15 protein-coding genes are annotated in these 25,305 nt (G+C 73.1%); 7 read left to right on the top strand and 8 right to left on the bottom strand.

Going from position 1 to position 25,305, the window contains the following annotated elements; all coding sequences use genetic code 11:
• Positions 1-29: 29 nt before the first annotated feature.
• The 6 genes from ACFZBB_RS30610 to ACFZBB_RS30635 all read left to right on the top strand — a co-directional run bounded on the left by ACFZBB_RS30610 (position 30) and on the right by ACFZBB_RS30635 (position 15,954).
• The gene (locus tag ACFZBB_RS30610; RefSeq protein ID WP_391129162.1) at positions 30-6,668 is read left to right on the top strand and encodes an SDR family NAD(P)-dependent oxidoreductase; all 6,639 of its coding nucleotides are present in this window, start codon (positions 30-32) and stop codon (positions 6,666-6,668) included.
• A gap of 294 nt (positions 6,669-6,962) precedes the next feature.
• Positions 6,963-11,081 (top strand): beta-ketoacyl synthase N-terminal-like domain-containing protein, encoded by a 4,119-nt coding sequence (locus ACFZBB_RS30615; RefSeq protein ID WP_391129164.1) that lies wholly within the window; start codon positions 6,963-6,965, stop codon positions 11,079-11,081.
• Between the two features lie 225 nt (positions 11,082-11,306).
• Positions 11,307-12,080 (top strand): alpha/beta fold hydrolase, encoded by a 774-nt coding sequence (locus ACFZBB_RS30620; protein ID WP_391129167.1) that lies wholly within the window; start codon positions 11,307-11,309, stop codon positions 12,078-12,080.
• Positions 12,081-12,291: 211 nt separating this feature from the next.
• Entirely contained in the window at positions 12,292-13,740 is a 1,449-nt protein-coding gene (locus ACFZBB_RS30625; RefSeq protein ID WP_391129170.1) for an FAD-dependent oxidoreductase, read from the top strand.
• Positions 13,741-13,799: 59 nt separating this feature from the next.
• On the top strand, positions 13,800-14,351 hold the full coding sequence (locus ACFZBB_RS30630; protein ID WP_391129173.1) for a GbsR/MarR family transcriptional regulator: 552 nt from the start codon (positions 13,800-13,802) through the stop codon (positions 14,349-14,351).
• A gap of 10 nt (positions 14,352-14,361) precedes the next feature.
• The gene (locus ACFZBB_RS30635; protein WP_391129175.1) at positions 14,362-15,954 is read left to right on the top strand and encodes a DHA2 family efflux MFS transporter permease subunit; all 1,593 of its coding nucleotides are present in this window, start codon (positions 14,362-14,364) and stop codon (positions 15,952-15,954) included.
• A 112-nt stretch (positions 15,955-16,066) separates the two neighbouring features.
• Here ACFZBB_RS30635 and ACFZBB_RS30640 read toward each other — a convergent pair whose 3' ends face one another.
• Positions 16,067-16,873 carry a M15 family metallopeptidase gene (locus tag ACFZBB_RS30640; RefSeq protein ID WP_391129178.1) on the bottom strand — a complete coding sequence of 269 codons (807 nt, stop codon included), beginning with the start codon at positions 16,871-16,873 and terminating at the stop codon, positions 16,067-16,069.
• A 121-nt stretch (positions 16,874-16,994) separates the two neighbouring features.
• Between ACFZBB_RS30640 and ACFZBB_RS30645 the strand changes: the two genes are divergently transcribed.
• Positions 16,995-17,564, top strand: a complete 570-nt coding sequence (locus ACFZBB_RS30645) for a dihydrofolate reductase family protein (protein ID WP_391129181.1) — start codon at positions 16,995-16,997, stop codon at positions 17,562-17,564.
• A gap of 34 nt (positions 17,565-17,598) precedes the next feature.
• Here ACFZBB_RS30645 and ACFZBB_RS30650 read toward each other — a convergent pair whose 3' ends face one another.
• The 7 genes from ACFZBB_RS30650 to ACFZBB_RS30680 form a co-directional block, all read right to left on the bottom strand.
• On the bottom strand, positions 17,599-18,180 hold the full coding sequence (locus tag ACFZBB_RS30650; RefSeq protein ID WP_391129184.1) for a hypothetical protein: 582 nt from the start codon (positions 18,178-18,180) through the stop codon (positions 17,599-17,601).
• The gene (locus tag ACFZBB_RS30655; protein ID WP_391129186.1) at positions 18,177-19,043 is read right to left on the bottom strand and encodes a hypothetical protein; all 867 of its coding nucleotides are present in this window, start codon (positions 19,041-19,043) and stop codon (positions 18,177-18,179) included. Before ACFZBB_RS30655 ends, ACFZBB_RS30650 begins: the two co-directional genes overlap by 4 nt.
• Positions 19,040-20,647, bottom strand: coding sequence for an AMP-binding protein (locus ACFZBB_RS30660; RefSeq protein WP_391129189.1), 1,608 nt, complete (start codon positions 20,645-20,647; stop codon positions 19,040-19,042). The genes ACFZBB_RS30655 and ACFZBB_RS30660 overlap by 4 nt, the downstream gene beginning before the upstream one ends.
• 11 nt (positions 20,648-20,658) lie before the next feature.
• The gene (locus tag ACFZBB_RS30665; protein ID WP_188280096.1) at positions 20,659-21,018 is read right to left on the bottom strand and encodes a DoxX family protein; all 360 of its coding nucleotides are present in this window, start codon (positions 21,016-21,018) and stop codon (positions 20,659-20,661) included.
• 255 nt (positions 21,019-21,273) lie between these two features.
• The gene (locus tag ACFZBB_RS30670) at positions 21,274-21,588 is read right to left on the bottom strand and encodes an acyl carrier protein (protein WP_188280097.1); all 315 of its coding nucleotides are present in this window, start codon (positions 21,586-21,588) and stop codon (positions 21,274-21,276) included.
• A gap of 51 nt (positions 21,589-21,639) precedes the next feature.
• A complete protein-coding gene (locus ACFZBB_RS30675) occupies positions 21,640-23,367 on the bottom strand; it encodes an acyl-CoA dehydrogenase family protein (RefSeq protein ID WP_391129192.1) in 1,728 nt (575 codons plus the stop codon).
• Positions 23,364-25,304, bottom strand: coding sequence for an acyl-CoA dehydrogenase family protein (locus ACFZBB_RS30680; protein ID WP_391129195.1), 1,941 nt, complete (start codon positions 25,302-25,304; stop codon positions 23,364-23,366). Before ACFZBB_RS30680 ends, ACFZBB_RS30675 begins: the two co-directional genes overlap by 4 nt.
• Position 25,305 lies beyond the last annotated feature (1 nt).

Below are 25,305 nucleotides of genomic sequence, written 5' to 3' on the forward strand. Positions count from 1 at the left end.
AACCCGAACACGAATAGGTGTGACTCCTGATGGACACCACGGTCAGCAGCGCCGGCGCCGGCCAGGTCGGCGAGGACAAGCTCCGCGAGTACCTCAAGCGCGCCACCGCCGACCTGCGCAAGGCGCGGCGCCGGGTCCGCGAGCTGGAGGACCCGCAGCCCATCGCGATCGTGGCGATGGCCTGCCGCTACCCGGGCGGCGTCGAAACCCCCGACGACCTGTGGCAGTTGGTCGCCGAGGACGGCGACGCCATCACCCCGTTCCCCGTCAACCGCGGCTGGGACCTGGACAGCCTCTACGACGCCGACCCCGACGCCGAGGGCAAGAACTACGTGCGCGAGGGCGGATTCCTGCACGACGCCGACCAGTTCGACGCCGACTTCTTCAGCGTCAACGCCCGCGAGGCCCTGATCATGGACCCGCAGCAGCGGCTCATGCTGGAGATCTCCTGGGAGGTGCTGGAGCGCGCGGGCATCGACCCGCTGTCCGTCAAGGGCAGCCGCGGCGGTGTGTTCGTCGGCGCCGCCACCGTCGACTACGTCACCGGCAACCACAAGGTGCCCGAGGGCCTTGAGGGCTACATCGGGGTCGGCTCCTTCGCCAGCGTCGTCTCCGGCCGCGTCTCCTACAGCCTCGGCCTGGAGGGCCCCGCGCTCACCGTCGACACCGCGTGCTCGTCGTCGCTGGTCGCGATGCACCTGGCGGTGCAGGCGCTGCGGTCGGGTGAGTGCTCCTTCGCGCTCGCAGGCGGTGTCGCGGTCATGCCGACACCGCAGGGCTTCATCGCGTTCAGCAGGCAGCGCGCCCTCGCGCCCGACGGCCGCTGCAAGTCCTTCGCCGGGGCGGCCGACGGCTTCGGCCCGTCCGAGGGCGCGGGCGTGCTGCTGCTGGAGCGGCTGTCGGACGCGCGGCGCCAGGGCCACCAAGTGCTCGCCGTGCTCCGCGGCTCGGCCCTCAACCAGGACGGCGCCAGCAACGGGCTCACCGCCCCCAACGGCCCGTCCCAGGAGCGCGTCATTCGCGACGCCCTCGCCGACGCACGCCTGTCCGTCGACCAGGTGGACGCTGTCGAGGCCCACGGCACGGGCACCCGGCTCGGCGACCCCATCGAGGCCCAGGCCCTGCTCGCGACCTACGGGCGGAACCGCGCCGACAGCGACGCCCTCAAGCTCGGCTCCATCAAGTCCAACATCGGCCACACCGCCCACGCGGCGGGCGTGGCGGGCGTCATCAAGATGGTCCAGGCGATGCGGAACGGACTGCTGCCGCGCACCCTCCACGTCGACGAGCCGTCCCCCTTCATCGACTGGTCCAGCGGCGGAGTCGAACTTCTCACCGAGCCGCTCGAATGGAAGCGCGCCGACCGGCCGCGCCGGGCCGCCGTGTCCTCCTTCGGGATCAGCGGGACGAACGCGCACGTGATCCTGGAGGAGCCGGAGCACGACGGCGCGCAGGCCGTCTCGGAACCCGAAGTCGGCCCGGACAGAAGCCCGTTGGGGCCGCTGACGGTCGTCCCGTGGCTGGTGTCCGGGCGGTCGGCCGCCGCTCTGCGCGAGCAGGCCGAACGGCTCGCGCACCACGTCGGCGACAGCTCCCGCCCGGCCGACGTCGGGCTGTCGCTCGCCACGTCACGGGCCGCCCTGGAGCACCGCGGCGTGGCCCTCGCTACGGAGGCGCACCAGGCGCGGGGCCTGCTGGGGTCTGTCGCGGAGGGAGTCCCGGCGCCGGGTGTGGTGTCCGGTGTGGTGCGTCCGGGTTCCGGCCGGGTGGTTTTCGTCTTCCCTGGTCAGGGGTCGCAGTGGGCGGGGATGGCGATGGAGTTGCTTGCTTCCTCGCCGGTGTTCGCGGCGCGGTTGGCTGAGTGTGACGCGGCGCTGCGTCCTTATGTCGGGTCGTCGGTGGTGGAGGCGATCCGGGAGGGCGTCCTGGATGACGTGGTGGTGGTTCAGGGTGCGTTGTGGGCGGTGATGGTGTCGCTGGCGGCGGTGTGGCGTGCTGCCGGTGTTGAGCCGGGTGCGGTGATCGGTCACAGTCAGGGCGAGATTGCCGCTGCTTGCGTGGCGGGTGCTCTTTCCGTGGAGGATGCGGCGCGTGTGGTGGCGTTGCGCGCGAGGGCCATTCGCGGGACCTTGTCGGGCCGGGGTGGGATGGTGTCCGTCGCCCTCCCGGCGGAAGCGGTGCGGGAGCAGATCGGGCGTTTCGGGGGGCGGATATCCGTCGCCTCAGTGAACGGCCCGTCGTCCACGGTCGTCTCCGGTGAGCCGGAGGCGTTGGAGGACCTCCTCGCCGGATGCGAGGCCGAGGGCGTACGGGCGCGCCGTATCGATGTCGACTACGCATCGCACTCGGCGCAGGTGGACGCCATACGTGACGAGGTCGTTGAGGCTCTGTCCGGGATCGAACCGACCTCGTCCGATGTCCCGTTCTACTCGACGGTGACCGGCGGCAAGCTCGACACCACCGCGCTGGACGCCGACTACTGGGTGACCAACCTCCGTCAGGAGGTCCGTTTCGACGAGACCGTCCGGGCCCTACTCTCCGACGGCTTCGGCTACTTCATCGAGTCCAGCCCGCACCCCGTCCTCGCCGTCGGTCTCGCCGAGACCTTCGAGGACGCGGCATCGGACGCTGTCGCGCTCGGCACGCTCCGTCGCGAAGAGGGCGGCCAGGAACGCTTCCTCACCTCCCTCGCGGAGGGTTGGGTACGCGGCCTGCTCGTCGACTGGCGGTCCGTCTTCGCCGCAACCTCCGCCCACCGGGTGGACCTGCCCACGTACGCCTTCCAGCGCCAGCACTACTGGCTCGCCGAAGGCTACAAGAACTCCGGCGACGCCTCCGACCTCGGTCTTGAAGCCGCCGGACACCCGTTGCTGGGGGCCGCGTTGCCGGTCGCGGGCGCGGACCGGCTGCTGCTGACCGGGCGGCTGTCGACCGCCACCCACCCCTGGCTGGCCGACCACCGGGTGGGCGGCCGACTGCTGCTGCCCGGTACCGCTTTCGTGGAGCTGGCGCTGCACGCCGCCGACCTCGCGGGCTGCGGCACGGTGGCGGAACTGACCCTCGGCAGCCCGCTGGTGCTGCCCGAACGGGGCAACGTCCAGGTGCAGTTGTCCGTCTCCGCGCCCGACGAGCGGGGCCGCCGCGAGTTGGAGGTGCACGCCCGGCCCGAGGGCGGCGAGACCCCCGCGGAGTGGACGCGGCACGCCACCGCGACGCTCGCGCCCGCCGCCGACGCGGCGGACGGCGGTGCCGACGCCGCGCTGGGCGGGACCGCGTGGCCGCCGCCGGGCGCCGTGGCCGCCGACACCGAGGGGATGTACGAGCGGGCGCGGGAGTCCGTCTACGCCTTCGGCCCGGCCTTCCAGGGGCTGCGCTCTGCGTGGCGGCTCGGCGACGCCGTCTACGCCGAGGCCGCGCTGCCGGTCGAACTCCACCAGGACGCGGGCAGGTTCGGCGTCCACCCGGCACTGCTGGACGCGGCGCTGCACGCCACCGGCTTCGGCGACTTCCTCGATTCCTCGGCCACCTATCTGCCGTTCGCCTGGCGTGACGTGACGCTGCACGCGGTCGGTGCCGGGGCCGTGCGGGTGCGGGTGACGGCGGCCGAGGGACAGGACAGCCTGCGGCTGACGCTCGCCGACGCGGACGGCGCCCCGGTGCTGTCCGTGGGCTCGCTGGTGATGCGGCCGGTCAGCGCGGCTCAGTTGGACGCGGCGGGTCCGGACGCCGACGCGGACATCAAGGACGCGCTGTTCCAACTCGACTGGCAGCGGCTCCCGTTGGACGCGGGCGCGCCGACCGGCGCGGGCTGGGCCGTACTCGGCGACGACGTCCACGGTCTGCTGCCCGCGCTGCGCGCGGTGGACGCCGTGGCCGAAGTCCGCACCGGCCCCGTTGAGTTGGCCGCCGCGATCGCCGAGGGCGCGCCCGCGCCCGGCCTGGCCCTGCTGTCGTTCGGTACGCCGAAGCCCGGCGACGACCTCGCGGCCACCACCCGTGACGTCGTCACCGACGCGCTCGCCCTGCTCCAGGAGTGGCTGGCCGACGACCGGCTGCGGGGCACCCGGCTGGCGCTGGTGACCAGGCGGGCGGTCGCCGCGGCCGAGGACGAGGATGTCGAGGACCTGGCGCACGCAGCGCTCTGGGGGCTGCTGCGGTCGGCGCAGGCCGAGAACCCGGGCCGGTTCCTGCTGCTCGACCTCGACGGCCGCGACGAGTCGCGGCTGCGCGTCGGCGCCGCCCTCAACAGCGCGGTCGCCGCCGACGAGCAGCAGATCGCGCTGCGCGTCGGGGCGGCCACCGTGCCGCGCCTCGCCCCGACCGACACCACCCGCCTGCTGCGCCCGCCGGCCGGCGCCGCGGCCTGGCGGCTCGACACCACCGCGCCCGGCACCCTGGACGCTCTCGCGCTGATCGCGCACCCCGAGGCGCTGGCACCGCTGGAGGAGGGGCAGGTGCGCGTGTCGGTCCGCGCGGCCGGTGTGAACTTCCGTGACGTGCTGGTGAGTCTCGGCATGGTGCCGGGCCAGGCGCGGCTCGGCAGTGAGGGCGCGGGCCTGATCACCGAGGTCGGGCCCGGCGTCACCGAGTTGGCTGTCGGAGACCGGGTGATGGGTCTGCTGCACGACCCGTTCGGACCGTACTCGGTCACCGACCAGCGGCTGGTGGTGCGGATACCGCGCGGCCTGTCCTTCGAGCAGGCGGCGGGCGTGCCCGCGGTGTTCCTGACCGCCTGGTTCGGGCTCGCGGACCTCGCGGGCCTCGTCGAGGGACAGCGCCTGCTGGTGCACGCCGCGACCGGCGGCGTCGGCATGGCCGCGGCCCAACTCGCCCGCTACTGGGGCGCGGAGGTCTTCGCCACGGCCAGCGAGGGCAAGTGGGACACGCTCCACCGGATGGGCTTCGAGGAGTCCCGCATCGCCTCCAGCCGCACCCTGGAGTTCGAGGAGAAGTTCCTCGCGGCCACCCACGGGCACGGCGTGGACGTCGTACTCAACTCGCTGGCGCAGGAGTTCATCGACGCCTCACTGCGGCTGCTGCCCGAGGGCGGCACATTCCTGGAGCTGGGCAAGACCGATCCGCGCGACGCGGACACGGTCGCCGCCGACCACCCCGGGGTGGCGTACCGCCGCTACGACCTGATCGACGCGGGCGCCGACCGGATCGCGGAGATCCTCGGCAAGCTCGTCGCGCTCTTCGAACGCCGGATCCTGCGCCCGCTGCCCGTCCGCACCTGGGACGTGCGCCGCGCGCCCGAGGCGTTCCGGCTGATGAGCCAGGCCAAGCACACCGGCAAGCTGGTGCTGACCGTGCCCAAGCCGCTCGACGCGGACGGCACCGTGCTGGTCACCGGAGGCACCGGCACCCTCGGCTCGATCGCCGCCCGGCACATGGTCACCGCATGGGGCGTGCGGCACCTGCTGCTGACCAGCCGCCGCGGTCCCGACGCCCCCGGCGCCGTACAGCTGCGCGCGGAGCTACTGGAGTCGGGCGCCGAGAGCGTCACCGTCACCGCGTGCGACGCGGCGGACCGCGACGCGCTCGCCGCCGTACTGAGCGCCGTCCCGGCCGACCGCCCGCTGACCGCCGTCGTGCACACCGCCGGTGTCCTGGACGACGGGATGGTCGGCTCGCTGACCTCGGAACAGGTCGACCGGGTGCTGCGGCCCAAGGTGGACGCCGTGGTCAACCTCGCCGACCTGACGAGGGAGTTGGACCTGGCCGAGGTCGTGCTGTACTCGGCGGGCGCCGGTGTGCTCGGCAACCCGGGACAGGCCAACTACGCCGCCGCGAACGCGTTCCTGGACGCGTACGCGCACCATCGCCGCGCTCACGGGCAGCCCGCGCTCTCCCTGGCCTGGGGCTACTGGTCGGAGGTCAGCGAGCTGACCGGGCGGCTGGACGAGCAGCAGGTCGCCCGGATGACCGGCTCCGGTGTGCTGCCGATCGACGCCCGGCGCGGCATGGCCCTGCTCGACGCGGCGCGCGGCACGGGCACGGCCCTGGCCGTCCCGACCCGGCTGCACCTGCCGACGCTGCGCGACCAGGCCGGGCAGGCGCCGGTGCCCGGCATGCTGCGCGCACTGGTCGCCGGCGGCAGGCCCGCGGGACGCCGAGCCGCCGCCCGCTCCACCGCCCCGGTGGAGGCGCGCTCGCTCGCCGCGAAACTGGCCGGACGGCCCGCGGCCGAGCAGCGCGAGCACCTGCTCGATCTGGTCCGCTCGCACGCCTCCGCGGTGCTCGGGCTCAGCGGCACCGACCCGGTCGGCCCGTCGCGGGCCTTCAAGGACCTGGGCGTCGACTCGCTCACCGCGGTGGAGCTGCGCAACCGGCTCAACGCCGCGACCGGCCTGACACTCCCCAGCACCCTGGTCTTCGACTGCCCGTCCCCCTCCGCGCTCGCCGCCCGGCTCCACGAAGAGCTGGTGGAGGGCTCCGCCGATGTCGCGGGACCCCCTTCGGCCGACTCCGAGGAGGCCAGGATCCGCGGACTGCTGGCCACCGTCCCCTTCGCCCGGCTCCGCGCCGCCGGCGTCCTGGACACGCTGCTGCGGCTGGCCGACACACCCGACGCGCCCGAGGAACCCGAGGCGCGGGAGGAGCGGCGCGAGGCCATCGCCGACATGGACGTCGACGATCTGGTGCGCGCCGCGCTGGGCGAGCGGTGACGGCGTGCGCCCGGTACGTACGGCAGCGGTCGGTACGGCAGCGGTTCGTACAGCAGCGGTCGGTGCGGCACCGGACCGTACGGACCGGGTTCGCCCCTCGACCCGCGGTACGGAGCCGGACCGCGGGGCACCTGGGGCCGCGGCAGGAGCGGTACCGGTTCTGAACGCCCGAGCACCCGCCCGGAGCCGGCCGACGCGAGAGCCGAGCCCGGGGCCCCGGCCCACCGGGGATCACGACACGCGGCGCGAGCGGCGCCGGGCCCCACGGAAGTCCCAGCAGAAACGGAGTCACTGATGGCCATGGAGACCGGACGCATCGTCGAGGCGCTGCGCGCGGCCCTCACCGAGACGGAACGGCTGCGCGAGGAGAACCAGCGGCTGCTGTCGGCGGCCACCGAGCCCCTGGCCGTCGTCGGGATGGCCTGTCGCTTCCCCGGCGGCGCGGACACCCCGGAGAAGCTGTGGGAGGCACTGGAGTCCGGCCGGGACATGATGACCGACATCCCGGACGACCGCGGGTGGGACCTGGGCATGCTGCTCGGCGACGGCGACACCCCCGGCGCCTCGATCGCCCGGCAGGGCGGCTTCCTCACCGACCTGCCGCGCTTCGACGCCGAGTTCTTCGGCATCTCGCCGCGCGAGGCGCTGGCCATGGACCCGCAGCAGCGGCTCGCCCTGGAGGTGTCCTGGGCCGCGGTCGAGAACGCCAGGATCGACCCGCACTCCCTGAAGGGCAGTGCGACCGGCGTCTTCCTCGGCGTCTCCTACGCGGGCTACGGCACCGACGCCGAGGAGCTGCCGCCGCAGATCATGGGCTACCAGCTCACCGGCAACGCCAGCAGCGTGGCGTCCGGCCGGATCGCGTACGTCATGGGTCTGGAGGGGCCCGCGGTCTCCATCGACACCGCCTGCTCCTCGTCGCTGGTCGCGCTGCACCAGGCGTCGCAGGCGCTGCGCTCGGGCGACTGCGCCATGGCCCTGGTCGGCGGCGCCAGCGTGATGCCCACCCCCACCCTCTTCATCGAGTTCACCCATCAGCGCGGACTCGCCGCCGACGGCCGCATCAAGGCGTTCGCCGCCGCCGCCGACGGATTCGCCTGGGCCGAGGGCGCCGGCGCGATCGTCGTGGAACGCCTGTCGGACGCCCGGCGCAACGGCCACCGGGTGCACGCGGTGATCCGCGGCTCCGCGATCAACCAGGACGGTGCCAGCAACGGCCTGGCCGCGCCCAGCAGCCGCGCGCAGGCCAAGGTGATCCGCGCCGCGCTGCGCAACGCCGGGCTGTCCGCGCACGAGGTCGACATCGTGGAGGCGCACGGCTCCGGCACGACGCTCGGCGACCCCATCGAGGCCAGCGCGCTGCTGGCCACGTACGGTCAGGAGCGGCCCGCCGACCAGCCGCTCCGGCTCGGTTCCATCAAGTCCAACTTCGGGCACACCGGGGCCGCCGCGGGCATCGCCGGGGTGCTCAAGATGGTGCTGGCGATCAGCAACGGCGCGATGCCGAAGTCCCTGCACATCGACGCCCCGACGCCCGCTGTCGACTGGGACTCCGGGGCGGTGCGGCTGCTCACCGAGACCATCACGTGGCCCGAGGCCAAGCCCGCCGACGAGTCGGGGCACCAGCCGCGACCGCGCCGCGGCGCCGTGTCCGGCTTCGGTATCAGCGGCACCAATGTGCACGCGATCTTCGAACAGGCCCCCGCGGAACTCGCGGATCCGGCCCCGCCGACCGGCGTGCGCGCTCCTTCGGCCGTCGGCGAAGGGACCGTCGGTGAAAGGACCGTCGGAGAAGGGGCCGCCGATGCCGTAGCCGCTCCGGCCGTGCCCGTCCTGCTGCCCGTCTCGGGTGACGGCAGCCGCGCGCTGCGCGCCCAGGCCGCCCGGCTCGCGGACCACCTCGCCGACCGGCCCGAGCTCGCGGTGGCCGACGTCGGCTACTCCCTCGCCACCACCCGCGCGGAACTCACCGCCCGCGGCACGGTCCTGGCCGCCGACCGCGAGGAGGCGCTGCGCGGACTGCGCGCCCTGGCCGACGGCGTGCCCGACCCGGACGCGGCCGTCGGGCCGCCGTCCGCGAGCGGTCGCCCGGCCTTCCTCTTCACCGGCCAGGGCGCACAGCGCGCGGGCGCGGGACAGGAGCTGTACGCCACCTACCCGGCGTACGCGGCGGCCTTCGACGCCGCCTGCGCGGCGCTGGACCCGCACCTCGAACGCCCCTTGCGCGAGCTGGCGTTCGCGGCGCCCGGATCACCGGACGCGGCCCTGCTGGACGAGACCCGGTACACCCAGCCGGTGACCTTCGCCGTCCAGGTCGCGCTGTACCGGCTGCTGGAATCGTGGGGCGTGCGGCCCGGCCACCTCATCGGCCACTCGGTGGGCGAGCTGTCCGCCGCGCACCTGGCCGGGGTGCTGTCGCTGCCCGAGGCGGCCGAACTGGTCGCCGCGCGCGGGCGGTTGATGGGCGACCTGCCGTCCGGCGGCGCGATGGCCGCGATCCAGGCGTCCGAGGCCGAACTGGCGCCGATGCTCGCCGGACGCGACCACGAGGTGTCGCTCGGCGCGGTCAACGGCCCCCGGGCCGTGGTCGTCTCCGGGGACGAGGCCGCGGTGGACGAACTCGTCGCGCACTGGGCCGCGCAGGGCCGCAAGACCCGGCGGCTGGCGATCAGCATCGCCTCCCACTCCACGCGGATGGACCCGATCCTGGACGCCTTCAGGGACCTGGCCGCGACGATGACCTTCGCCGAACCGGAGATCCCCGTGCTCTCCAACGTCACCGGCACGATCGCCGGGCCCGGCGAGCTGACCTCACCGGACTACTGGGCCCGCCACATCCGTTCGGCCGTCCGCTTCCTCGACGGCATGCGGACGATGGCCGCCGCCGGTGTGACCACCTACGTCGAGCTGGGTCCCGACTCCGCGCTCAGCTCCATGGCGCGCGACAGCCTGGGGGAGGCCGCCGCGGGCGCCGTCGTCGTCCCGGCGCTGCGCCGCGACCGGCCGGAGGCCCGCACGCTGCTCGCCGCGGTCGCCGCGGTGCAGACCCGCGGCGTCCGGCCCGACTGGGAGGCGGTGTTCGCGGGCACCGGCGCCCGCGTCGTCGACCTGCCCACCTATGCGTTCCAAGGCGCCGGTTACTGGCTCGGCGCTACGGGCGCGATGCACCGGACCGCCGCCGCCCCGGCCCCTTCCGTCAGCCCCGTGCCCGCCGCGGAACCGGCGGCGCGTCAGGAGTCCGGCACCTTCCGGGAACGGCTCGCCGGGCTCGGCCCCGACGAGCGGCCCGCCGAACTGCTGGGCGTGGTACGGCTCCAGGTCGCCCGGGTGCTCGGTCACCCGTCGGGCGAGCACGTCGACCCGGACCGCGAACTGTCCACCCTCGGCTTCGACTCGCTGTCCGCCGTCGAACTGTCCACCACGCTCAGCGCCGTCACCGGCATCGCGCTGCCCAGCACCCTGGTCTTCGACCACGCCAGCGTCGACGCGCTCGCCGCCCACCTCGACCGCGAACTCGGCGACGCCGTCACGGGATCCGCCGCACCGGCGGCACCCGCCGTACGCTCGGCCGAGGGCCTGAGCGGCCTGTTCGAACGCGCCGTGGAACTCGGACGGGGCGAGGAGGCGCACGACCTGCTCGCCCGGTTCGCCGACTACCGCGCCCAGTTCACCACCACCGCCGAACTGACCCGCCCCCTGCGGACGGTGAAGCTCGCCGACGGCCCGGACGAGCCGCTCCTGATCTGCTTCCCGACCTTCATCTGGCGGCAGAACTTCCACCAGTACGCGCGGTTCGCCGCCGGCCTCGGCGGACGGCGCGCCACCACCGTCGTGGGCCTGCCCGGCTTCGTGTCCGGGGAGGAACTGCCCTTCTCCGTCGACTCGTTGACCGAGGCGCTGGCACAGGCGGCCCAACAGGCCGCCGGGGGACGGCGGTTCGCGGTCCTCGGCTACTCCGGCGGCGGCAACATCGCCGCCGTCACCGCGGCCCGGCTGGCGGCGGACGGACACGCCCCGGCCGGACTCGTACTCATCGACACGCCGACCTGGGGCGGCGGGCACGGGCTCGGCGCCGACTGGACGGACACCTTGCAGAACTCGCTGCGCGAGCGCCGGGAGGTCGTGGAGACCTCCGCCGACGACGCGGGCGAGGCATGGCTCACCGCCCGCGCCCGCTACGCCGGGTTCGACTACGGCCTCGACGCCCTCACCGCGCCCACGCTGCTGGTGCGGGCGAGCGAACCGATCGGCGGCCACCAGGGCGGTGCGGCCGAGGGCTGGCGGGTCGACTGGGCGCTGCCGCACGACACCGTCGACGTGCCGGGCGACCACTTCTCGATGATCGAGGCCGAGCACGCCGCGGCCACCGCGGCGGCCGTGGACGGCTGGCTGTCCGCCCTCGACCCCGACTGACGGGCCCGCGGCGCCGGCCGGAAGGACCTCCGGCCGACGCCGCGCCCGGACCCCGATCCGGCGCGGCGGCTCCGCGCGGGCGCTACGGCAGACCTGGCCGAACCCGGCATCCCGTGGCCCCGCGCGGGCGCCACAGGAACCTGCCCGCACCCGACATCCACCCCCCTACGCCCACCGCTCCATCCGTCGTCGCCGAACCGGCCCGGCGGCGCTGAGGAGGAAACCATGACCGCCTGGGACCTGAAGACCGGTCCGTGGATCACCCGTTACACGCCCGCGGCACCCGGTCCCGGCGCGGTGCAGCTCGTCTGCCTGCCGCACGCCGGGGGATCGGCGACCTTCTTCAAGCCGTTGAGCGCGCACATGCCGCCGGGCGTGGAGGTGCTGGCTGCCCAGTACCCCGGTCGGCAGGAGCGGCGCAACGAGCCCTGCACCGAGGACATCGGACGCCTCGCCGACGCCGTCGCCGACGCGCTCGGGCACCTCCCCGACACCGCTCCGCTGGCGCTCTTCGGACACAGCATGGGCGCCCTGGTCGGCTGGGAGGTGGCCCGCCGCCTGGAGGCGGGCGGCAGGAGCCGCCCCGTGGCGCTGATCGCTTCCGGGCGGGGAGCGCCCGCCGTGCACCGCAACGCGCACCTCGGCCGCCGCAGCGACGCCGAACTCGTCGCCGACCTCACCGCGTTGAGCGGCACCGAGGGCGCACTGCTCGCGGACCCGGGCATCCTCGCCATGGTGCTGCCGGTGCTGCGCGGCGACTACCGCGCGCTGGACGCCTTCGCCTACCGTCCCGGCGTACCGCTGCGCTGCCCGATCAGCGTGTTCCTCGGCGAGGACGACCCCTGGGCGCGCGGTGCGGACGCCGAGGGGTGGCGCCGGGAGACCACGGGCGGGACGTCCTTCCGACGCTTCCCCGGCGGCCACTTCTATCTGGCCGAGCAGTGGCCCGCCGTGGCCACGGCCGTCGCCGCCTGCCTCGGCCGGGTCCCCGCGTCATGAGCCGGCCGTCTGCCGGGAGAGGCCGGGCCGCCCAGGACCCGCCGCCAGGCCCGGCAGCGGACCGCGGTCGCCGCCCGTACGCGCGACGACCGGCCCAGGCCGAAGCCCCGGCATGAGCCCCGGCCGAGGTCCCCGCCCGGAGGCGTACCCCAGGACATCCATCAGGAAAGGAACGTGAGAGGACACCATGGTCGGAACATCCACGGGGCACATGGGACCAACCGGATCCACCGGACCCGTCGCCGGAGGCCGCGCCGTCGTGCTCGGCGCGGGCATGGCCGGAATGCTGGCGGCCGTCGCGCTGCTGCGCCACGTCGACACCGTCACCGTCCTGGACCGGGACCGGCTGCCCGAGGGGCCCGAACCGCGCCGCGGAGTCCCGCAGGCCAAGCACACGCACGTCCTGTGGTCCGGCGGCGCGCGGCTCATGGAGTCGCTGCTGCCCGGCACCGTCGACCGACTGCTCGCCGACGGCGCCCACCGGATCCGGCTGCCCGAGGACCTGGTCTCGCTCACCGCCTACGGCTGGCAACAGCGCATGCCCGAGACGCAGTTCATGATCGCGGCCAGCCGGCCGCTGCTCGACTGGACCGTGCGGGACCAGGCGCTGCGCGACAAACGGATCACCGTGCTCGCCGACACCGACATCATCGGCCTGCGCGGCGACGCCGACCGGATCACCGGCGTCACCTACAAGCCGCGTACGGGCGGCGGGATGTCGGTCGTCGAGGCGGACATCGTCGTGGACGCCACCGGCCGCGGCTCCCCGATGAAGCGCTGGCTCGGCGTGTTGGGGCTGCCGCCCGTCCAGGAGGACGTCATCGACTCGGGTATGGCCTACGCCACCCGCATCTTCGCCGCACCCGAGGGCGCCCGCGGTCCTTTCCCGCTGGTCAGCGTCTACGCCGACCACCGCGCCGGGGTGCCGGGCCGCAACGGCATCCTGCTGCCGATCGAGCGGGGACGCTGGATGGTCACCCTCTCCGGGACCCGCGGCGCCGAACCGCCCGGCGACGAGGACGGATTCCGCGACTACCTGGACTCCCTGCGCCACCCGCTGATCTCGCAACTGCTCCGCCACGCCGAGCCGTTGACCCCCGTCCAGGCATCCCGCTCGACGGCCAACCGCCGGCTCTTCTACGAGCGCCTGGTGCGCTGGCCCGACGGGCTCGCGGTCGTCGGCGACGCCGTCGCCGCCTTCAATCCGGTCTACGGACACGGCATGAGCAGCGCCGCGCTGGCCGCCGCCGCCCTCGACCGGACGCTGTCCGAGTGCGGCGGCCTGGTCCCCGGCGCGGCGCAGGCCGTGCAGCGCGCGGTCGGCGCGGTCGTCGACACGCCCTGGATCCTCGCCACGTCGCAGGACGTCTGCTACCCCGACGTGCAGACCAGGTCCGAGGACCCGCGGCTGACCCGCTACGCCGCCGAACGCCGCCGCCAGGCGGACACGATCGGCGAGGCGGCGCTGCTCGACCCCGTCGTCTGCTCCGCCGCGCTGCTGGTCAACACGCTGTCGGGCGAGGCCGACGCGCTCGGCGCGCCGGACGTCCAGGCCGCGCTCGCCGCCGTCGTCGGCACGGTCGCGCCCGCGGAACCCACCCTGACCGCCGCCGAGTGGTGCGCGGTGACCGCCGACGACCGTGCGGAAGCCGTATCTTGACGTTACATTGATGACTGAAACGAGTAGCGGGTACAGCAACAACGAGAAGGTTCCGTACGATGGCAGACATGACCGGTCCGGGTCCTGACCCCACACCCCAACCCCTCGGCCCGGGCGGGGAGTCGAGGCCGGGCCCGGACGTCGAGGCGTGGATGGAACGCGTCACGTCCTGGTTCATGAGCCAGGCCGGGTGGCCGCCGATCATGGGGCGGACGGTGGCCTGGCTCATGGTCAGCGAGCCGCCGGCCCAGACCCCCGCGCAGATCGCGCAGGCGGTCCAGGCCAGCCGGGCGTCCCTGACCACCACGCTGAAACTGCTGACCGAGGCGCGGATGGTGCAGGCCGTCACCCGGGCCGGTCAGCGCTCGACCTACTACCAGATCACCGAGGACGCGTGGTCGGGCGTGCTCAAACGACGGCTGGAGAGTCTGACGTCCTTCGTGGACATCACCGGCGAGGGGCTGGCGCTGTTCCCGGAGGACTCGGAACGGGCCGGGCGCGTGCGGGCGGCCCACCGGCTGTTCGCCTGGCTCGACTCCGAGGCCGACCCCATGTGGAAGCGCTGGGACGCGGTGAACACCGACGGCCCGGCCGATGTCCCCGAGACCTAGGAGCGGCGGAATGAGCAGCACGGAGACCAGGAAATGGTGGGCACTCGGGGCGATCGGGTTAAGCCTGCTGGCCGTCGGCGTCGACTCGACCATCCTCAACGTCGCCGTCCCCACGATCAGCAGTGACCTCGGCGCCTCGACCAGCCAACTCCAGTGGATCGTCGACAGTTTCACGCTGGTCCTGGCCGCGGTCCTGCTGCCCGCGGGCCTGATGGGCGACAAATACGGCCGCAAGAAATTCCTGCTCGCCTCGCTGATCCTGTTCGGCGTGGCCTCGCTCGCCTGCGCCTACTCCAACACGGCGACCGAACTGATCGCCTCCCGCGCGCTGTTGGGCCTGGCGGGCGCCTTCCTCGTGCCGCTGAGCACATCGGTGCTGCTCAACATCTTCGAGAGCGAGGAGGAGCGAACCAAGGCCATCACTGTCGTGGCGATCTCCACCATGCTCGGCCTGCCGCTCGGCCCGATCGTCGGCGGCGCGCTGCTCAACCACTTCTGGTGGGGCTCGGTCTTCCTGGTCAACGTGCCGCTCGTGGCGCTCGGCAGCTTCGCGGTCGCGAAGCTGGTCCCCGAGTCCCGCGGCAGTGCGGGCATCGGCATCGACTACGTCGGCGTGCTCATCTCCAGCCTCGGCCTGACGGCGATCACGTACGGCACGATCGAGGCCGGTGTACGCGGCTGGGGCGACACCGTGGTGGTGCTGGCGATCGTCGGCGGCGCGCTGGCCCTGGTGCTGTTCACCTTCTGGGAGCGCCGGGTCACCGCCGCCGGCGGCAGTCCGCTGGTGGACCTCGAACTGTTCCGCAGCCGCGGCTTCGTGTGGGGCTCGGTCCTCGCCACCGTCGTCAGCTTCGCGATGTTCGGCCTGATCTTCGCCCTCCCGCAGTACTACCAGGCGGTGCTCGGGACCGACGCGCTCGGCACCGGCCTGCGGCTGCTGCCGCTGATCGGCGGCCTGCTGGTCGGCGCCAGCGTCGTCAACAAGCTCCCCGCGCAGCTCGGTCCGCGCGCCGTACCGGCGCTCGGGTTCGTGCTGATGGGCGTCGGGCTGTTCATCGGCATGGCCACCTCGACCACGTCGGGCTACGGGTTCATCGCCATCTGGCTCACGATCATCGGCGCCGGACTCGGCATGTCCCTGACCCGGACGATGGCGGCGGCCCTCAACTCGCTGTCCAAGGAACGCAGCGGCGTCGGGTCGGCGTTCACCCAGGCGGTACGGCAGGTCGGCGGTGCGATCGGAGTGGCCGTGCTCGGCTCCGCGGCCAACTCCACGTACCGCGGCCACCTGGACCTCGGGCAGTCGCCCCAGCAGATCCAGGACGCCGCCGGGCGCAGCCCCGCGGCGGGCGTCGCCGTGGCGGCCAAACTCAAGAGCCAGGCCGTTCTCGACGCCGTCCGCGACGCGTTCGTCGTCGCGATGCACACCGTGCTGCTGGCCTGCGGCGTCATCGTCGTCGTCGCGGCCGTCCTGGCCCTGGTGTTCCTGCCCAAGCGCGCCGCCCTGCCGCAGGACAGCGATGACACGGCGGCGTCCGCCGCCTCCGAGGGCGGAGACCCGGGCGGCCCGCCGCCCGGCCGTGCCTCCGGCTCCCTCGCCTGACGCCTGACGCCTGACGCCTGACGCCTGACGCCTGACGCCTGACGCCCGTCGGCCGCCGGAACGGCCCGCCGCCGAGCCCTCAAGGTGCGGCGGCCGGGCCCCGGCTCAGGGGTCAGTTCAGCGACGACCGCGCGATGGGGAAGTCGAAGTAGGTGTCCGGGTAGGGCTCGTTGTCGAGGGTGTAGTGCCACCACTCGACCGGCAGGTTGGTGAAACCGGCGGCTTCCATCGCGTTCTTGAGGGTCAGCCGATTGGCCAGTTGGACGCCGGTGATCCGCGGGTCCAGGGTGTTCGCGAGGGTGTCGAAGCAGTCGAAGCCGGTCCCCATGTCGATCGAGTTGTCGGGGAAGCGGTCGGCCCGGGCGCCGTAGCACGGGGTCAGCGGCTCGCCGGGGACGTAGGCGCGGGTCTTGGCGGCCGGAAGTCTGACGATGGTGAGGTCCATCGTGCTGCCGCGGCTGTGACCCGACTTCGCCGCGATGTAGCCGTCGGTGAACAGATCGGCCTTGTTCTCGTCCGGGTAGAACTCGCCTTTCATCTTCTGGTCGTTCAGATCCTCCGCCCAGCGGACGAAGTGGTCGACAGCGCGCTGGGGGCGGTAGCAGTCGTAGACCTTCAGCGAATACCCGGTCTTCAGCAGTGCGCGCTGGACCTTGTGGAGTGCCAGTGCCGCCGGGCGGGTGAGGACGCACATCGGCTGGACGTAACCGTCCACCGGCGCTCCGACGAAGTCGTGCGCAGTGGCGTAACGCATTTCCTGGATGATCGAGCGGTCGACCGAACCGAGGGCGACGAATCCGGCCGGTGCCTTCACGTCGTCCGCGACCGCCGCGGGGGCGGAGAGGGCCAGGGGCGACGCTAAGGTGACCAGTGCGAGGAAAAGCGCGCGCGGCGTCATGGAATGTGCGGTGCGTGACATGCGTGCAGGTATACCAGCCTGGATACGAGCCGATCAACGATGCGATATTCTCCGGCAATTGCGTGGGGTATGTCGAAATATCGGGTCGTGACTTTCGCATTCGTAACGAGGAGGACTTCTCATGCGCAAGGTGACCTATTCGATGAACGTCTCACTCGACGGTTACATCGTCGGGCCGGACGGCGACTTCAACTGGACGGAGCCGGACCCGGACGTCTTTCGCTCCTGGATCGACGAGATCCGACAGATCGACGTCCATCTGCTGGGGCGGCGGCTGTACGAGACGATGCTGTACTGGGAGACCGCCGACCAGGATCCGGCGCAGGACGCCGCCCAACTCGAATGGGCCGCGCTCTGGAAGCCGCTGCCCAAGGTGGTGTTCTCCACCACGCTGTCGGCGGTGGAGGGCCATGCCCGACTGGCCTCCGGCGACGTGGCGGGGGAGATCGAGCGGCTGCGGGCCGAGCCGGGGGAGGGCGACATCGCGATCGGTGGCGCGACGCTCGCCGCCCAGGCCGCCGCGGCGGGCCTGATCGACGAGTACCGGGCACGCGTCTACCCGGTACTCGTCGGCGGCGGCGTCCCGTTCTTCCCCCGGGACGAGCACCGGGTGGACCTCGACCTCGTCGAGACCCGCGCGTTCAGCTCCAGCGTCCTCTACCTGCGCTACCGCGTGGCGCGCCGCGCGTGAACCGCGTCCCGCGTGCGGGAGCGCACCGCGCGTCTCAGCGAGCGGCGTCCCCGGCGAGGGCGCGGTCCGCACCGTGACCCCGCTCCGGTAGCGGCACGCTCATCTCCCGCAGTCCGTCGAGGAGTCCCGCGAGCGCGTCCAGGTCACGGGCGACCCACGACGACACCGACATCACGGCGAGGTTGTCGACCAGCGAGGTCACCGCCACGACCGGCACACCGGCCGAGAACGCGGCCTGCATCTCCATGGCGGTACCCATGCTGAGCGTGCGGCCCGGCAGAAAGGCGATGCACAGGTCGCAGTCGGCCGCCTCCCGGGTCATCTTGTTGAACGTGGCCCGCAGCGCGGCCAGTTCCGCGGGCAGCGACCCGAGGTCGAGCACCGGGGGAACGTCGCCGATCAGCTTGCCGATCACCGACATCGTCGTCGGGTCGGCGAGCTGACGGGTGACCCCGGTGCTCGGGTCGAAGCACTCCGCCTCGGGGAAACGCGCCCGCACCAGAGCCGCGATCTGCTCGCGATAGCCCTGGTCGTCGATCCGCAGATCGGCGTTGGCCCCCTGGATCGTGCCGGCGATGAAAACGCGCCGAAGCTCCATGCGCTCCCGATTCGTCATGCGTCCTGCAAGGAGTAGCCCGGCAGGTCCGTCCGGTGATCGGCGATCTTCTGATACACCTGCGCGGCCGACACCAGATGCTCTTCGATGTCCGCGCGCCCCAGGCCCGTACTGCGCTCCAGGTCCGCCCAGACCGCCGAGGCGTGCGCGCCGTCGCCGTTGCGGGACGCCACGCCCTGGCCGGACCGCAGCCAGATGTCGGCGGCCGAGAACTCGCGGTCGGCGAAGCCCTTCAACGGGATGATCGCCTCGGCGGTCACCTCCGCCCCGGCCACCAGCGCCCGGATCGACACGCTGTTCTGCTCGGGGTGGGTGAGCAGCCCCAGCATGTCGGACGAGAAGTCGGCGTACACGAACTCGTTCTCCGAGCGCAGCGTGAAGTGCCTGCTCAGGATGTACGTGTCCTTCTCCACGCTGTACTTGGAGTAGCTGAGCCGGATCCGGTAGCCGTGGTCGGAGGACCGGTACACCGCCGCGAGCCGGCCGGGGTGCCGCCCGCCCCGGGCGTCCAGCCTGACCGGCGCGGCGTCGACCTCGACCGACGAGTGCCCGGCCGCGACCTCCCGCGCGGGGAACCGGATCGGCGTCAGGTGCAGGAGGTACGGGTCGAGCACCACGACGTCGCCGCCGGTCTCGAAGACCGCCGCTATGTGCCGGAGATCCTGGAGGATCTTCGCCTCGGGCGCGCCGAGCGCCGTCGCGCGCTCCGCCACGTAGAGCGTCTGGTAGATGCACGCCAGCCCGTGCCGCGGATCGGGCGCGCTCTTGTGGTACCAGTGCAGGTATTCCGTCCCGCTGTTGTACGGGACGGTCCGTAGCACCGACTCCAGAGCGGTGCTGTACGGATCGCGCGTCGCTGTCACGTGAATCGCTCCTCCAATACGGTGTCGTCGGCGCTTTCCTCGAACACCATCGAGCGCAGTTCCTTACGGCGCACCTTCCACGTGGACGTCCGCGGAAGGCGGTCCCAGGGGATGAACACCGGGGCCGCGAGCGGCGCCAGACCGCGCGTCACCTCGGCCCACTCCTCGGCGGTGAGGTCCGGTCCGTCGAGGCTGACGACGGGGACGGGACTCTGGTCGCCGCGGGTCAGGACGATCACCTCGACGGCGTTGTCGATCCGGTCCAGCAGCTCGCTCTCCAGCTCCGTGGCGCTCCCGCCCGGAATGGCGTCCACCGCGCGGTCCACGAAGTGGATCCGGCCGAGGGCGTCCCGGTGGCCGACGTCACCGGTGTTCCACCAGGCGCCCTTCCACTTCTCCGCGTAGCGGTCGGACTCGCCGACGTAGTCGACGCAGATCGACTTGGCCTTCGCGAACAGCACGCCGACCTCGCCGCGCTTGACCGGCTCGCCGGTCTCGGGGTCCGCGGCCTTGACGCTCACCAGTCCCGGCCAGGGGTTGCCCATCATGTTCATGTTCCCGCCGGAGGCCGCACGGCGGTTGATCTGTCCGCGGGTGTAGCCGAAGCCGGCCATCGGGCCGACCTCGCTCTGGCCCCAACTGTGCCCCCACAGCACGAACCGGCGCTCGGAGGCGTTCACGAACGGCCGGGCGATGGAGGGGTGCATCAGGTCGAAGGTGTTCATGTAGTAGCGGACCCGCGCGAACAGCTCCGGCCTGCGCCGTACCAGCGGCACCCAGCGCTGGAAGACGTTCGGGGTGGCCTCGATCGTCGTCGGCCGGGCCCGGTCGAGCACCCGCTCGACGTCGTCGGCCTCGTGGCTGCTGGCGATGACCAGCGCCTTCGGCGCCCACCGGAGCTGCGCCATGGCCCAGGCGTAGGCCCGCGAGTGCGCGAACGATATGGAGCTGAGCGCGATGTCCTTCTGGCCGTTGACGGCGAGCGGCATCGGCAGCAGCTCCAGCCGGGTGCCGGCCCGGCAGGAGTCCGCGGTGTGCGCGACGAGCTTCGGCGTGTTCGTGGTGCCCGAGGTGTGCGTGATCATCATCGGCTCGCTGTCGGCCCGTAGATCGAGGGCCGGGGCGGCGCTGCCCCGCAGCCCGTCGATCGTGAGCAGACCGGCTCCCGTGTCGGCGCCGTCGATCTGCACGGTGGTGCCGAACGACCGCAGGTCCACCCCGACGCGGTCGGCCGCCTCCAGCACGTACGAGGCGATCACGGTGACCGAGGGGTCGAGCCGCTTGAGCATCACCGCCAGGTGCTCCGGGTAGTTGGCCCCCGAGATCGTCGCCGCGGTGGCGCCGATCCGCGCGGCCGCGGCGGCCAGCAGGATCATGTCGAAGTGATTGCGCTTGACGACGGCGATCCGGTCGCCCTTGCGCGCGCCGGCCTCGTACAGCCAGGCCGACGCCTCCCGCACCAGTTCGGCCAGCGCGGCGGCGTCGTAGTCCGCGCCGCCGTCCGGGGCGATGTCGAACGGCCGGTCCAGGATCAGGTCGGTGGTGCGTGACTGCTCGACGTGCCAGTCGAACAGCAGCCCCAGGTTCTTCGGCGGCTTCTTCATCTGACGCCTCCTCAGACCGCGAACGAGACGATGAAGGCGGCGACGGCGATGGCCAGGAACCCGAGGCAGTTGACCCAGAACTCCTGCTTCAGGAAGCGCGCCCGGATGTGCGCGAACGACGCGCACAGGAAGTAGACGATCACGCCGACGTTCGCGGCGAAGCCGATGCCGTCGTGCTTGATGCCCACCAACAGGCCCACGATGGCGAGGGTCTTGACGACGATCAGCACCCACCACCAGTCCCGCGGCAGGTTGACGCCGTCGAGGCAGACCTGGATGAACTTCGGCGGGCGCAGGGACATCAGGACATCGGAGGCCAGCAGTACCGCGAGCACGATCTGCGGCCACGACGGGCTGGGGCTGAGGTGCATTCTCGTTTTCCTTTGGTTCGGTCGGCATCTGCGGGGGCGGGGGGACCCTCCGGGCCGGAGCGTCCGGCGGGCGGAAGGCGGGGGTTCGAGCGGACGACGGCTGGTGTGCGGGCGGACGGCCGCCGAGGCCGGGCGGACGGTCGCGGGTTCAGACGGACGGTGGTGGGTTCAGTCGGGCGGTGGTGGGTCAGGCGGACGACCGTCGGTGTCGGTCGGACGACCGCCGGGTTCGCGTGGGCGGCGGCCGGTGTTCCGTCAGGCCGGCTCCGACCGCGGTCCGAGTGCGTCGAGCAGGTACGCCACGAGCGCGTCCACGGTCCTGTGGTCCCACGCCACCGTGGGCTCGACGACCAGGTCGAACTCGTCCTCGATGTCACCGCAGAGGCTGAGCGCCGCCACGGAGTCGAGGCCGTAGTCGGTCAGCGGCGCCGTCGGATCGATCTCGTCGGCGGACAGCCGGGTGTAGGCGGCGACGTGGCCGACCAGCCACCCGGCCAGCGACTCGGCCGTGTGCGGTCGCGGTGTGCTGTCGGGACGGGGCGCCGAACTGCCGGTAGTCGTGTCGGTCACGGGTTCCTCCAGATCCGAGTAGGGGTTCTTGGTACGGGGCGGCGGGCGCCGTCAACCGGCCAGGGCGGTGTCGTAGAGATCGAAACCGCGGCGCTCGGTGTGGCGGCGCAGCAACTCCTCCCACACCCGCCCGGCGCAGTCGGGTGGCAGCTCGGCGGGACGGCGGCCGAGTCGCTGGACGAGCCGGTCCAGGGCCGCCGCGGCCCACGCCGGGTCGGCGAGGAAGGGATCCCCGCCCCGCGCCCGTGCCCGGCGCCACACGCCGAGCACCGCGGCACCCGCCAGCACCACCGCGTAGCGGTCCGACAGCGCGAAACTCGCGGGCGAGGCCAGCGCCGTACGGTCAAGCGGCGCGAGCGCGAGGCTCTCCGCCTGGATCAGGCGCAGTTCGTCGGTGAGGTGCAGCGCCAGCGCGCGCACGGCCGCCTCGTGCGGGGTGCCGTCCGGCGCCGTGTCCGCGGCGGCGACCAGCGACGCGCTCAGGCCGTCCCGGTCGCCGGTCAGGGCGAGCCGGTCGAACGGAATCCCCGGCAGGTCGGCGCGCGGGTCGAACAGGGCGTCGGAGGCCGGTTCCGTCCTGAACCAGGAGCGCCGGGCCAGCCGCGGCAACTGCGGGATGATCGTCGCCTGGCACGCCGCCGCGCCCGCGTGGCCCAGGCTGAGCACCGGCAGGTCCCTCAGATGCTTCTGGAAGACGCCGAACTCCCCGTCGCGCAGGTAGAACCGGGCACCCAGCACGACCGAGAGATCGTGGACGGCCTCGCCCAGCAGCGTCGGCACCAGATACTTCACCGCCGAGGCGTAGACGCTCGCCTCGTCCGGCAGCAGGTGCACGGCGCGGGTCCCGACCAGGCAGAGGCAGTCGCTGATGAGCAGATCCAGGAACGCGCCGCCGAGTGTGGCCCGCGCGTGCGGTATCTCGGCCACCGTCCGCTTGTAGAGGTGCCGTCCCCGCGCGAAGGACACCACCGTGCGCAGCGCCGTGTCCGCCGCGCCCAGCGCCATTCCCGGCAGCGCGCTGCGGGTGAGCTGGAAGGAGCGCAGGGCCACGTCGGTGCCGTGCCCCAACTGTCCGACGAGCGCGTGCTCCGGGACCGGCGCCCGGTCGAAGTCCAGGCCGGACAGCAGGCAGCCGCGTACGCCGACGGTGCCGTAGCGGGGCAGTACGGTCAGCCGCTCGGGCGCCACCTCGGCGCGTTCGACCATCAGCACCGAGTGGCTGCGCGGCCCCGGCGCCGGGTCGGTGCGGCTGAACAGCAGCCATGCCTGCGCCCGTTCGGCGTTGTTGATGACCTGTTTGGCGCCGTGCAGTACGAACGAGCCGTCGGGCCGCACCCGCGCCTCGAACTCGTTGCGCAGGAAGTCGTTGCCGTGCGCGAGTTCGTGGTAGGCCACGGAGACCCGGCCGCCGCCCAGCAGGATCTCCGCCAGCCGGGCCCGCTGCCGTGCGTCGCCCTCGGTCCACACGTTGACCGCGGCCATGAACGACGTGACACCGTAGCCGAGTCCGAGTGCCACGTCCCGCCGGAACACCTCGCGCAGGACGCGTGCCAGCGAGTCGATCCGCTCCAGCCGGCCGCCGAGCGCCGTGGGCACGAACTCCGCGTTGAGGCCGAACGCGTCCAGCAGCTTCTCGCCGTCCGCGGACAGCTCACCGGCCTCGTCGGCCTCCAACAGCCGTGCGTTGCCTACCGGGTTGGCCGGGTCGGCGGGATCGCCGAAGGCGGCGTTGAGTTCGGCGACCCGGGCCGCCACGCGCGCTTCCTGACCGTCCGTCATGACGCGCTCCCCACTGCCGCCGCCGAAGGGGGTGCCGGTGTCGGCGCGTGGCCGGTCGCGGCGGGCCGGTCGGCCTCCCGCGCGGGGCCGTCCGGGCGCAGCGACAGCGGCAGCAGCGAGACCAGCCGTCCCTGCGCGTGCAGGGCGCCCGCCGCGTCGAGCACGTCGTCCAGCGCCTCGGGGTCCGCCGCGTCGGGCACGCCGAGCGCGGTGAGCAGCCGGGCGAGGGCGGCCCGCAGCCACAGGGCGTTCCGCCACAGGGGCGCCGTCGCGCCCGCCTCCGCCTCGACGTGGCTGTGCGTCCACAGGCCGACGCAGGCCGCCGCGGCGAAGCACAGTGCGAAGCGGCGGGCGGCCTCGAAGGCGGCCGGCGGCGTCTCGGTCTGCGCGTCCTGGAACCCGGCCATCTCCGCGTGCACCTCGTCCACGACGGTCACCAGCCGCCGCGCGGCGCGCAGGGCGGGCTCGACCGCGTGATCGCGCGCGGCGAGGCCGCGCAACTCCTCGACGCAGTCGGGCAGCGCGGCCAGGACACCGCTGCCATGGCGGGCGATCAGCGAGAGCCGGTCGACGGCGACGGCGGGCAGCGGCGCGGACAGGCGGAAAGCGGTGACCGCTCCCGGCACGTCCCCGGTGCCGCGCTCGTGGGCCCGTACCAGCAAACGGAACTGGCTGATCAGCGAGTTGAGATTGACCAGGGTGTTGCCGTCGAAGAGGCCGACGATCCGGTGGTCCCTGTCCACCTTCTGGAACCGGCCGCCCGCATAGACGTCCTTGAGGAAGGCGCGGGCGCCGAGCAGCCGGGTCAGCGCGGTGACGACCGCCTCGGTACGGGTCGGCACCAGGTACTTGGTGACCGCGGAGACGACCGAGAGCTCCGCCGGGAGGGTCTGAACGGCGCGGGCCACGACCAGCGTCAGCGCCTCGTCGGCCAGCACGTCGGCGGCGCTCTCCGCCAGGGTCCTGCGCGCCTGCGGCAGTTCGATCAACGACCGGCCGTACAGGCCGCGTTCGGCGGCGAAGTCGAGACCGAGCGCGAGCGCGTGGTCGGCGGCGCCCAGGGAGAGCGCCGCGCACATGGTGCGGGTCAACTGAAGCGCCTTGAGCACCGTCTCCAGGCCGCCCCCCACCTCGCCGACCACGGCGTCGGCGGGAACCCGGGCCCGGTCGAAGGCGATCCCGGAGATGTCCGCGCCGCGAATGCCGTGCGTACGCACCTTGTCCAGGTGCCGGTAGGCGTCGGCGGGCACGTCGCGCTTGTCCACCAGCAGGACGGAGTAGCCACGGGGGCCGCCCGCCGGATCGGTACGGCAGAGCACGGACAGCAGGGCGCCGCGCGTGGCGTTGTTGATCAGCCACTTCTCGCCGCTGAGCAGATAGTCCCCGACCGGCGGCCCGGTGGGCGAACCGGTGGACGCGGTGCCGGCGGCAGGCGTCCCGGTGGACGCGGTGCCGGCGGCAGGCGTCCCGGTGGACGCGGTACCGGCGGTCGGCGTCCCGGTGGACGGCTCCGCGACGACCTCGCCCGCCAGCAGGTCACTGCCGTGGGCGCGCTCGGTCAGCGCGAGAGCGACCGGCAGCCGGGAGGCGATGGCCGCACCGAGCCGACGGGACTGCTCCGCCGAGCCGTTCACCCAGACGCACACCGCGCCCAGATACGTCTTGCCGTGCGCGATCGCCACCGTCAGGTCGCGGCGCGCCACCGTGCGCATGAGCTGCACCAACTGCTCGTAGTCCGTCAGCCGGCCGCCGTGGGCGGCGGGGACGTAGAACTCGTGCAGGCCGAGCCCGTCCAGCAGGTCGCAGAGCGCGGCGGGGAACTCCTCGCGCTCGTCCAGCTCCAGGCTGCGGGCATGGCTGAAGAGCGTGCCCGGCTCCCTCGGATCGCCGAGATCCCATTCCAGCCGCTCGGCGAGACGGTGAGGTGTGTGGTCCACG

This window comes from Streptomyces sp. NPDC008139 (genome assembly GCF_042957025.1).
In the GTDB taxonomy this organism is placed as follows: Bacteria; Actinomycetota; Actinomycetes; order Streptomycetales; family Streptomycetaceae; genus Actinacidiphila.

Bases quoted from the DNA above. Each gene is read 5' to 3' on its own strand.
- ACFZBB_RS30675 (WP_391129192.1), bottom strand. From the start codon at position 23,367: ATGACGGACGGTCAGGAAGCGCGCGTGGCGGCCCGGGTCGCCGAACTC.
- ACFZBB_RS30640 (WP_391129178.1), bottom strand. From the start codon at position 16,873: ATGTCACGCACCGCACATTCCATGACGCCGCGCGCGCTTTTCCTCGCA.
- ACFZBB_RS30620 (WP_391129167.1), top strand. From the start codon at position 11,307: ATGACCGCCTGGGACCTGAAGACCGGTCCGTGGATCACCCGTTACACG.
- ACFZBB_RS30645 (WP_391129181.1), top strand. From the start codon at position 16,995: ATGCGCAAGGTGACCTATTCGATGAACGTCTCACTCGACGGTTACATC.
- ACFZBB_RS30615 (WP_391129164.1), top strand. From the start codon at position 6,963: ATGGCCATGGAGACCGGACGCATCGTCGAGGCGCTGCGCGCGGCCCTC.
- ACFZBB_RS30660 (WP_391129189.1), bottom strand. From the start codon at position 20,647: ATGAAGAAGCCGCCGAAGAACCTGGGGCTGCTGTTCGACTGGCACGTC.
- ACFZBB_RS30630 (WP_391129173.1), top strand. From the start codon at position 13,800: ATGGCAGACATGACCGGTCCGGGTCCTGACCCCACACCCCAACCCCTC.
- ACFZBB_RS30635 (WP_391129175.1), top strand. From the start codon at position 14,362: ATGAGCAGCACGGAGACCAGGAAATGGTGGGCACTCGGGGCGATCGGG.
- ACFZBB_RS30665 (WP_188280096.1), bottom strand. From the start codon at position 21,018: ATGCACCTCAGCCCCAGCCCGTCGTGGCCGCAGATCGTGCTCGCGGTA.
- ACFZBB_RS30625 (WP_391129170.1), top strand. From the start codon at position 12,292: ATGGGACCAACCGGATCCACCGGACCCGTCGCCGGAGGCCGCGCCGTC.
- ACFZBB_RS30650 (WP_391129184.1), bottom strand. From the start codon at position 18,180: ATGACGAATCGGGAGCGCATGGAGCTTCGGCGCGTTTTCATCGCCGGC.
- ACFZBB_RS30610 (WP_391129162.1), top strand. From the start codon at position 30: ATGGACACCACGGTCAGCAGCGCCGGCGCCGGCCAGGTCGGCGAGGAC.